The sequence below is a fragment of the Acidobacteriota bacterium genome, assembly GCA_016712445.1.
Lineage (GTDB): Bacteria > Pseudomonadota > Alphaproteobacteria > Caulobacterales > Hyphomonadaceae > Hyphomonas.
This window is the reverse complement of the sequence record JADJRB010000011.1, coordinates 19,761-27,438: the sequence shown is the minus strand read 5'-3', so window position 1 is coordinate 27,438 and position 7,678 is coordinate 19,761. Positions and strand designations below refer to the sequence as shown.

Below are 7,678 nucleotides of genomic sequence, written 5' to 3'. Positions count from 1 at the left end.
AACCATGCCGGCGATCGCCGAAACGCCGCCGACGCAACCGGAACCACGCAAAGCCGGCTCTCGGCTGTCGCCTTCCTGGAGGAGCCGCGGCAGATCAACCCGCACGCCGCGCCAGGACGTCAGGAGCGTGCAGCGGAACTTGCGGGTGGTCGTCTGCGAGGTGGATACGGCGTCATGTTGCGTCTCCGGCAGGAATGGCGGGCAGGTCGAAAAAGTCTTCCGGCCGAAACATGACCGCCGGTTTCGATGCGGGGGCCGTGTTCAATAAGCTTCGGCGACGGCACGGCTTCGCCGCGCTCGATGCGAAGCACTTGACCCGATGGACCCCAAGCCCCTGCTGCGACTTGCGCCATCTTGAGGCCTTCCGCCTCTCGCCACTCTCTGAGTTTCCTTGCGGCCAATTGTTGTGCCACACAAAACATCAAGTCTGCTTCCCTCTTCCGTTGTGGAGCAGCGCAACAATTCTTTTTCGTCAATCGCCGATTCCCGGTTGACAGATTGTTGTGTGTGGCGCAACATCACTCCCATCAGCGTTATCCCCTCGTTGACCCGGCGCAATGCTGGCAACTGCCCCGGCGCGGTTGATCTTCAGCTTCGCCGGGGCGCTTTTCGGGAGTGGTGGGATGGGTATTGAGATCGCAATTGGTTTGGGGTGGCGGCTCTCGGCATCGTCGGTTGTGCGTTGAGCTTCTTCCGGGGCGCCGGGCGATGAGCGCATTCTACCCCCGATTTCGCCCGCGAATGTCGCCAGCTGTGGGATCACCCGTGGTCGATCGCCTACGCGGTGCAGATGGTTGGCGACAACATGGCCCACGATTTCGAATGGCTATGGCTCTGCCGGTTGCGGATCAGATCAAGGCGACTGGTTTACCGCCTATGTCCACCCGGAAGCGGAGTGCTGACCATGACCGCAAGAGCACGTGCGTCGCCGTCGCAGCAGCACCGTTGGTCCGATCTGTCGGATTAAGCTGCGGCGCTCGCTGAGTTGACGCAGCCTGACGCCGAGATCGAGGCGATCGCCATTCGATGCGCAGAGGGGGTTAGCGCATGACCATCAAGACCAGCAGACTTGCCGGCCATTCTTGCGGCGCATGGAAAGTGGCGCCGCGAGAAGCGGGCGGTGCCGGGGTGAACCTTGTCGTGGAGGAGTTTGTCCGGGAGAGTTTGTCCGGGGCGGACCTGACCGGGGCGAACTTGGACCGGGGCGAACTCCTGACCGGGGCGAACCTGACCGGGGCGTACCTGAGCGGGGCGGACCTGACCGGGGCGTACTTGACTGGGGCGGACCTGTCCGTGGCGGACCTGACCGGGGCGAACCTGACCGGCGTACCTGACCGGGGCGTACCTGACCGGGGACCTGACCCGGACCTGACCGGGGCGAACCTGACCGGGGCGAACCTGTCCGTGGCGGACCTGACCGGGGCGTACTTCGACCGGGGCGGACTTGGACCGGGCGGACCTGTCCGTGGCAGGACCTGGACCGGGGTGAACCTGACCGGGGCGTACCTGGACCGGCGGACCTTGTCCGGGCGTACCGGTTTCCGTTCCAAATTCCTCAGGAAGGCTCTTTGATTGGCTGAAAGCCGTCCGAGGCGGATCTCAAAAGTTGGAAATCCCGACCGACGCCAAGCGCATGTCACGCTTGATTAACCGGAAATGCCGCCCGAGTTCGTGCGGACGCTTGAGCTTGTCGCCGGTGGCCAGCCGGAAGCGACTTCGGCGCCCGGCCGTCACGACGAAAGACGGCATACACCATCGGCGATCACGCGGCCGGATAGCTACGACGACGATATCCGCGTCGATTGCACGCAAGGATTCATTTCCTTTAACCAACTCAGAGGCGGAGAAGTGATGCACTATTACCCACTACTCCCGACTTGTTGCAAATCTCGGAAGAATGGTTTGCCGCCGTTGCGGCATGCTCACGGGCCTCCGGGAGTGAAGCAGCCATCATCACGCCGACGGGAAGCCCGCGAAGAACGAGAAGATGCGGGGCGCACGCGTATGAGCTCCCGGCAGCGGTCGACCGGATACGCCGAGCCGGCGTACGTCAGCGACGCACATGCGTTGCGGGGGCATGAAGACGAGATCGATCGCGCGGCTGTTGTACTCTCAGAAGTACGCCGTCCGGGAGATGGGATTCATCGTCCGCGACTTCGGCGACTTCAAGATTGGCTATTCGCCCGATGGCCTGGTCGGCGATGACGGCGATCGAGATCCCAGCCGGCGCCAGTAGCTGCAGGGAGACGATCGCCGACGGCGAGGTGCCCGGCGAGCACGATGCTCCAACTCCAAACTGGCCTTCTCGTGTCTGGGCGCAAGTGGTTCGATTACGTCAGCTATTCCGGCGGGTTGCCGATGGCCGTTTATCGAGTCGATGCCGACGAAGCCATGCAGGCTGCGATCCTGGCAGCGGCCGAGGCGTTCGAGGACTTCATCGACTGCGCCACACGTTGTCCGATGCCGAAGTGGGCCCGCCGGTTCCTCACCGACCGCGCGCAAGACAGAAACGGAAGTGGTGATTTGATGTTCGCTGAGGACAAGACGAAGGAAGACCTCGAAGACTTCTTGCGCCGCCGGGGATACCGACGATGCGACATTCCCGCCTGCAACTAGGGTCATTTCATGGCGGACATGCTGACGACCGGCTGCGGAAATCGGCGACTACATCGAAGGCTGCGGCATGTGGCGCGGCACGATCCTAGATAGCATCAGGTTCGTCTTCCGCAATTACGGCATCGACCCGAGGACGCAAACTAATGGACATGTCGAAATTCGTAATCCCGAAGTCGGATCAGCTAAACGCCGACGATCTGCTTTCTGGCCCGCGCACGATCACGATCACAAAGGTTTCCGGCACGGGCGCTGCGGATCAGCCGGTAGCGGTGCATTTCGAGGGCGACGACGGCAAGCCGTACAAGCCATGCAAGAGCATGCGGCGCGTGATGATCGCCGGCTGGGGCGTCGATGCCGCGCAATACGTCGGCCGGTCGATGACGCTATATTGCGATCCGAAGGTGGTCTTCGGCGGCATGCAAGATTGGCGGAATCAGAGTGAGCCACATGAGCCACCTGTCTGCGCCGCTCAACCTCGCACTCACCGTCACAAAAGCTAAGCGCGCGCCGTATCGCGTGCAGCCGCTTCAAGCATCCTCGGCGCCACCGAGGCAGTGCCCCCGCCGCTGATCTTGACAACGAAAGGAGTGACGATCCGAGCGATGCCGGCAGCGGCGGGGACACTATCAACGCATGGGACGCGGGCGAGGTCGAGAGGACTGAGATATTCCGCATCCCACTGAGCAACACCGATGGCGAGACGCGGTTTTATTCCCAGGTTCCGGCCTGGTGCGAGGCGCTGGCGTATCTGGTCGATACCGGCGACTGGCACGCCGTATGGGAGGCGAACTCGGCAGCGCACGCCAAGATGGTTGCAACGATGAAAAACGCGACGATCCAAGGCCACCTGAAGGCGATCGCCGACCACGTGGACGCCACCCGCCGCGCGGTCGAGTTGGAGAAAGGGCCAGGGGCATGATGGACGAACACGAGCAGTGCAAGATCGACGAGAACGAATTGCAGGAGGATATGGAAGCCATCCGCGCCCGTGCCGCGACGTGGTTGTTGATGGCCCAACGAGCCGAGGCGGCGGAGGCTGAGCGGGACCGGCTGCGCGAGGCGCTGGCGGATGTGCGTGCAGTCTTCGTGAAGCTACACGAACTATGGGACCCGATCGCGATGTGCACGCTGGCAAACTGGTGATCGCGTGTCTCGATCCGTCGATCCACTACAACCCGCTTGCGGGGTAAGGTTGCGGCAGCTATAGCAAAGGACGAGGAGCGCTGCCGCGCTGCGCGCAGTGACGGTGAGTGCATCCATCCGGACTGCCCGCAACTGCTCGACGGTGAGCCGGCACGTTCCGGGCGCTCGTGCCCGCTTCCGTGGGGAGACGACGAATGACCAAGATCAGTGACGCGCGGTTGCGGGAGTTGCGCGAATATTTTGGCGCCGCCGGTGATTGGGTAGCGACAGACACATTGCCGACCACCCATGAAGTTCGGCAGATGCTCAACGAACTCCTCGCCATCCGCGCCGCCCGTGCGCAGTTACCCAGCGACGACATCGACCCTGAAAAGGTCTCTGTATGGTCTCACGCGTACTGGCGGGAGCGGGCGCTGATCGCGGAGAGCATCCGTGCGCCGGAAGGACTGCGGGAGCGGATCGCAGACGGCATTGCAGATGATCGATACGACGAGTCCGTCTCGGCCGGGGCTGTTGCCGACCGCATCCTCGCGCTGCTGCCAGTCATCAAGGATTCCTTGACTACTGCCGGTCCCGTGATGCCGGAGACGCCGAGCGAGCGGGCATTAGATGCAATCTACGCAGCCGGTGAAAACGATTGTGAGACGCTTTACACGATGCTCCGAGACGCCCTGATCGCCGAGCAGAAGGAGCGCGAGGAGTGACAAGCGCGGCATTCATCGATGGAAAGCTCCGAGAGCACAAGCAGGAGTTGTGCGGCGACCAGGAATGCTGTGGCGAGTGCGATGTCACAGCGCATTACGGGTTCTATGGTGGCTACGGCTTAGGCGGCATGGAGTTGTGCATGCGGTGCGGAGCGATTAGCAACTTTACCGAGGATCGCGACCAGTGAACATTGACGAAGCGGAACAGCGTCACGCGGCTATCTGGTTGGCGCCGTGGTGTAACGAGTGCGATCGGCTGTGCTATTCGGACGGACGGACGTGGTGCTGGGAAGACGTTTACGAGCCGTGCGGAGAGTGCGGGCGTAAGTCGGTGAAGTATGTCTTGGCTGAGGAATCGAAATGAACATCGACGAAGCGGCTAAGGCGACGCGGCGGTGGCTATGTGGTTACGAGTACCGCTGTGGGAGAGATGGGATTAGTGGGTGGGTGGTTTACGAGGCGGATGTCGAATCCGACGATGGCGTTCGGTTCCCGTCTAGGGAAGAAGCCCAAGCCGCCTGCGACCGCCTCAACCTCGCCGCCGTGCTGCGGGCGATCCGCGAGCCGAGCGAGGCTATGGTGACTGAAGCAGAGCGGGCGCACGGCCTGTGGGAGGGTTTTGTCGCAGAAGACGGGTGGCGCACCATGATCGACGCCGCGATTAAGGATGTCGAAGGGTGACCAGCGCCGCAAATACCATCGCAAATGGAGGCAGTGATGAGTGACGCTCTGTATGGATTAGGCGGCTTGCGCTTTTGGGGGGAGTCCGAGATTGAGTTGCGCGAAGCGTTCATGGCTAGGTGCGCAGCGGTGGTGCGGCGTACGCTCCTCGGGATTAACCCCGCGTGGCGGATGATCCGGGTAGAAGGGCCGTGCCTCGCCCCACGCAGCCACGTCAGTGCCGCTTACGGCGACGATGACGTGTTCGTCACGAACCACCATGCCGGAGGCGACCATTTGTGTCTGCGCGCAGAGACGACTGACAGCAGTTATTCCTGGGCGAGGAAGATGCTGAACGATGGGAAGGCCAAGATGCCACTGTGTGTCTGGCAGGCCGGCAAATCGTTCCGCCGCGAGACTAACGACGGCGCGTCGGCTGCGAAGCTGCGGTTCCACGAATTTTGGCAACTCGAGATGCAGTGCATCTACGCGGTCGGCACCAAAGCAGATTATCGGTCGCCATTGATTTCCGCCGTCAGTGCGGAGATCAGCCGGTTTACTGGCCGCCCGATCCGAGTGGTCGAAAGCGAACGGCTCCCGGCCTACTCGACCAGCACGCTGGACATCGAGGTCGACGGAAGGGAGATGGCGTCGTGCTCGATCCGCACCGATTTCTCGGATGGCGCGCTAGTGTGCGAGATCGCGATCGGCCTTGACCGTGTGGTCACGTTTGCCGAGGCTATGCAATTGCAGTGAGCCGGCGCCTTCCCAGCTACCGTGATAGCGGAATCACGATGCAAACTCTGCGTCGTGCTTGTCCCATGTGCTCTCGCCGAACCAGCGAACAGCGCGGTACATGACCTCGGCGAGCCAGAGCTGCGCCGCCGCTTTCCATCCGCCCGTGACCCGCTCCGAGGCAAGGCGCCGCATCAGTGCCAGGAACAGCAAGTCCGTGTGCTTGCGGCTGATGCGCTGGCCATTCGACAGAAACGGGCGATGTCGGAACGCATAATCGTGCCCGAGCGAGGCGGCAGAGAACACGCCCCAGCGCGGCACCAGCCAGCCGACGATGCCCGGCCGCGACGCGCCATCCCATCGGGTATGATCGGGGATCATCAGCCGCTCGCTGCGCCACGCGTCATCACCGTCCGTCCGCCATTCCCATGCGATCCACACAGCACGCGCGGTCAACCGGTGCTCGTCATCGCCGGGGATCGGAATGCTGTCGAAGTCGCCTTCGATGCGGACGTTACGAAGTCGCACGGGGTGATCCTCCATAGGCAAGGCCGTGGAAATAGGCCGTGCAGTAAGCGTCATCGGCTTCGGCGTTCATGCCCCATTGCAGGATCGGCTCATACGGCGCGCAGGCGATCCCGTCTTCCCACCCCTTGCGCTCCGACGCATCGACGAGACCAGGCCAGATGGCGATCATTCGCGCGGCTCCCGAATCAGATTGACGGGCTCATTCAACAAACCCTCCCGCCGCAGCGTCTCGACGATCGCGTCGGCCCAGATGTAGTCGACCGGCTCGAGCACATCGCTCGGCTCGTATCCGCCGCGCATCCGGGCGATAACGTCGATAACCCGCTCAGCGCGGTTCATGATGCGTCATCAAGTGCAGCCTGTAGCTGCGCTAGGGCCTTGCGGACGGCAGAGACAAGCGATGCGTACTTCGCGGCGTCGGATGTATCGACCGGCCCGACTTGCGCATCAGCGACCGCCGCGGCAACCCGAGTTGCGGCTCTGATGATCTTCTCGAACGCGTTGGCGTAATCCGCAATCAACTGCGCCCGGTCGAGGCCGTTGACGACGCGGCGGGCGTTGAGATAGTCGCAGCCGTTGGCGTTGATGTAGTCGCCGATCTTCTTCGCGGGGAGGAGGCCGCGCGCCATGCCGACGGCCATGATCGCGAAGGCCGTCTTCGGGTCTTTGGCGAGATCGGGATTGCCGAGCCAGGTCGATGCCGAGAAGTTCCGAGAACAGCGTGTAATTGCGCCTGCCGGTAAGCTGCACGTAGCCGCGGCCGCGATAGAGATAGCCGTCGCCCGGCTGCGTATTGCCGAGCGTGCGGCCGATCGTCGTGTTGTACCCGTACTTGTCGAAGTACTTGCGGTCGCCGCGTTCCTCGATCGGCTCCCATGTGTCGGCGCATTCGTGCTTCGTCGTCGCCAGCAGGTAGGCGACGTTGCGGATATCAGATGGATCATCCGCCTCGATGAACCCGAGAAGCGTTTCGATCCCGTCAACCTGCGACTGGTTGAGTTTGCCGAACGCGTCGCGGTAGCCGTCAAAGAACGTCTTGCGGTCGATGATCACAGGCTACGCTCCTTGGCGTCGATCCTTGCGTCATTGCGCCTCGCGGATCGTATCGCCAGCACCATCGTCTTGAGCTTCGATCCAGACGCGACCCGAAGTAGTAATGCCAGCACCATCGCGTAAGCGCCGGCCACGCTGCCCAATCAGCAGGTAGATCACATCGCCGTTGTCCTTCGGAGGGATCACGAAGAACAGCGCCCCTAGGACGATGAAGAACCCGACAACGGCCACGGTCGCCA

The 7,678-nt window shown here is 62.6% G+C and carries 14 protein-coding genes; 9 read left to right on the top strand and 5 right to left on the bottom strand.

Annotated elements, in window-relative coordinates; all coding sequences use genetic code 11:
• Positions 1-1,047: 1,047 nt before the first annotated feature.
• Entirely contained in the window at positions 1,048-1,572 is a 525-nt protein-coding gene (locus tag IPK75_20045; protein MBK8200634.1) for a pentapeptide repeat-containing protein, read from the top strand.
• A 27-nt stretch (positions 1,573-1,599) separates the two neighbouring features.
• Here the strand turns inward: IPK75_20045 and IPK75_20040 are convergent, their stop codons facing one another.
• Positions 1,600-1,812 carry a hypothetical protein gene (locus tag IPK75_20040; protein MBK8200633.1) on the bottom strand — a complete coding sequence of 71 codons (213 nt, stop codon included), beginning with the start codon at positions 1,810-1,812 and terminating at the stop codon, positions 1,600-1,602.
• Between the two features lie 265 nt (positions 1,813-2,077).
• Here IPK75_20040 and IPK75_20035 point away from each other — a divergent pair, with 265 nt between their 5' ends.
• The 7 genes from IPK75_20035 to IPK75_20005 all read left to right on the top strand — a co-directional run bounded on the left by IPK75_20035 (position 2,078) and on the right by IPK75_20005 (position 5,879).
• Positions 2,078-2,236 (top strand): hypothetical protein, encoded by a 159-nt coding sequence (locus IPK75_20035; protein MBK8200632.1) that lies wholly within the window; start codon positions 2,078-2,080, stop codon positions 2,234-2,236.
• Between the two features lie 44 nt (positions 2,237-2,280).
• A complete protein-coding gene (locus IPK75_20030; GenBank protein ID MBK8200631.1) occupies positions 2,281-2,616 on the top strand; it encodes a hypothetical protein in 336 nt (111 codons plus the stop codon).
• A gap of 149 nt (positions 2,617-2,765) precedes the next feature.
• A complete protein-coding gene (locus tag IPK75_20025) occupies positions 2,766-3,116 on the top strand; it encodes a hypothetical protein (GenBank protein MBK8200630.1) in 351 nt (116 codons plus the stop codon).
• A 415-nt stretch (positions 3,117-3,531) separates the two neighbouring features.
• Positions 3,532-3,759, top strand: coding sequence for a hypothetical protein (locus tag IPK75_20020; GenBank protein ID MBK8200629.1), 228 nt, complete (start codon positions 3,532-3,534; stop codon positions 3,757-3,759).
• A gap of 194 nt (positions 3,760-3,953) precedes the next feature.
• Positions 3,954-4,463: a hypothetical protein gene (locus IPK75_20015; protein MBK8200628.1), complete on the top strand. Its 510-nt coding sequence runs from the start codon at positions 3,954-3,956 to the stop codon at positions 4,461-4,463.
• Between the two features lie 360 nt (positions 4,464-4,823).
• Complete coding sequence (locus IPK75_20010; GenBank protein MBK8200627.1) at positions 4,824-5,144, top strand: hypothetical protein; 321 nt, start codon at positions 4,824-4,826, stop codon at positions 5,142-5,144.
• A gap of 36 nt (positions 5,145-5,180) precedes the next feature.
• Complete coding sequence (locus IPK75_20005; GenBank protein MBK8200626.1) at positions 5,181-5,879, top strand: hypothetical protein; 699 nt, start codon at positions 5,181-5,183, stop codon at positions 5,877-5,879.
• A 33-nt stretch (positions 5,880-5,912) separates the two neighbouring features.
• Here the strand turns inward: IPK75_20005 and IPK75_20000 are convergent, their stop codons facing one another.
• From IPK75_20000 to IPK75_19985, 4 genes are read right to left on the bottom strand one after another with little or no spacing between them, the layout of a single operon-like run.
• Positions 5,913-6,386 carry a DUF1353 domain-containing protein gene (locus IPK75_20000; protein ID MBK8200625.1) on the bottom strand — a complete coding sequence of 158 codons (474 nt, stop codon included), beginning with the start codon at positions 6,384-6,386 and terminating at the stop codon, positions 5,913-5,915.
• Positions 6,373-6,555 carry a hypothetical protein gene (locus IPK75_19995; GenBank protein ID MBK8200624.1) on the bottom strand — a complete coding sequence of 61 codons (183 nt, stop codon included), beginning with the start codon at positions 6,553-6,555 and terminating at the stop codon, positions 6,373-6,375. Before IPK75_19995 ends, IPK75_20000 begins: the two co-directional genes overlap by 14 nt.
• Entirely contained in the window at positions 6,552-6,725 is a 174-nt protein-coding gene (locus IPK75_19990; protein MBK8200623.1) for a hypothetical protein, read from the bottom strand. The genes IPK75_19995 and IPK75_19990 overlap by 4 nt, the downstream gene beginning before the upstream one ends.
• Positions 6,722-7,027 carry a hypothetical protein gene (locus tag IPK75_19985; protein ID MBK8200622.1) on the bottom strand — a complete coding sequence of 102 codons (306 nt, stop codon included), beginning with the start codon at positions 7,025-7,027 and terminating at the stop codon, positions 6,722-6,724. The genes IPK75_19990 and IPK75_19985 overlap by 4 nt, the downstream gene beginning before the upstream one ends.
• Between IPK75_19985 and IPK75_19980 the strand changes: the two genes are divergently transcribed.
• Entirely contained in the window at positions 7,014-7,562 is a 549-nt protein-coding gene (locus tag IPK75_19980; GenBank protein ID MBK8200621.1) for a hypothetical protein, read from the top strand. The two genes, IPK75_19985 and IPK75_19980, sit on opposite strands and share 14 nt — an antisense overlap.
• Positions 7,563-7,678 lie beyond the last annotated feature (116 nt).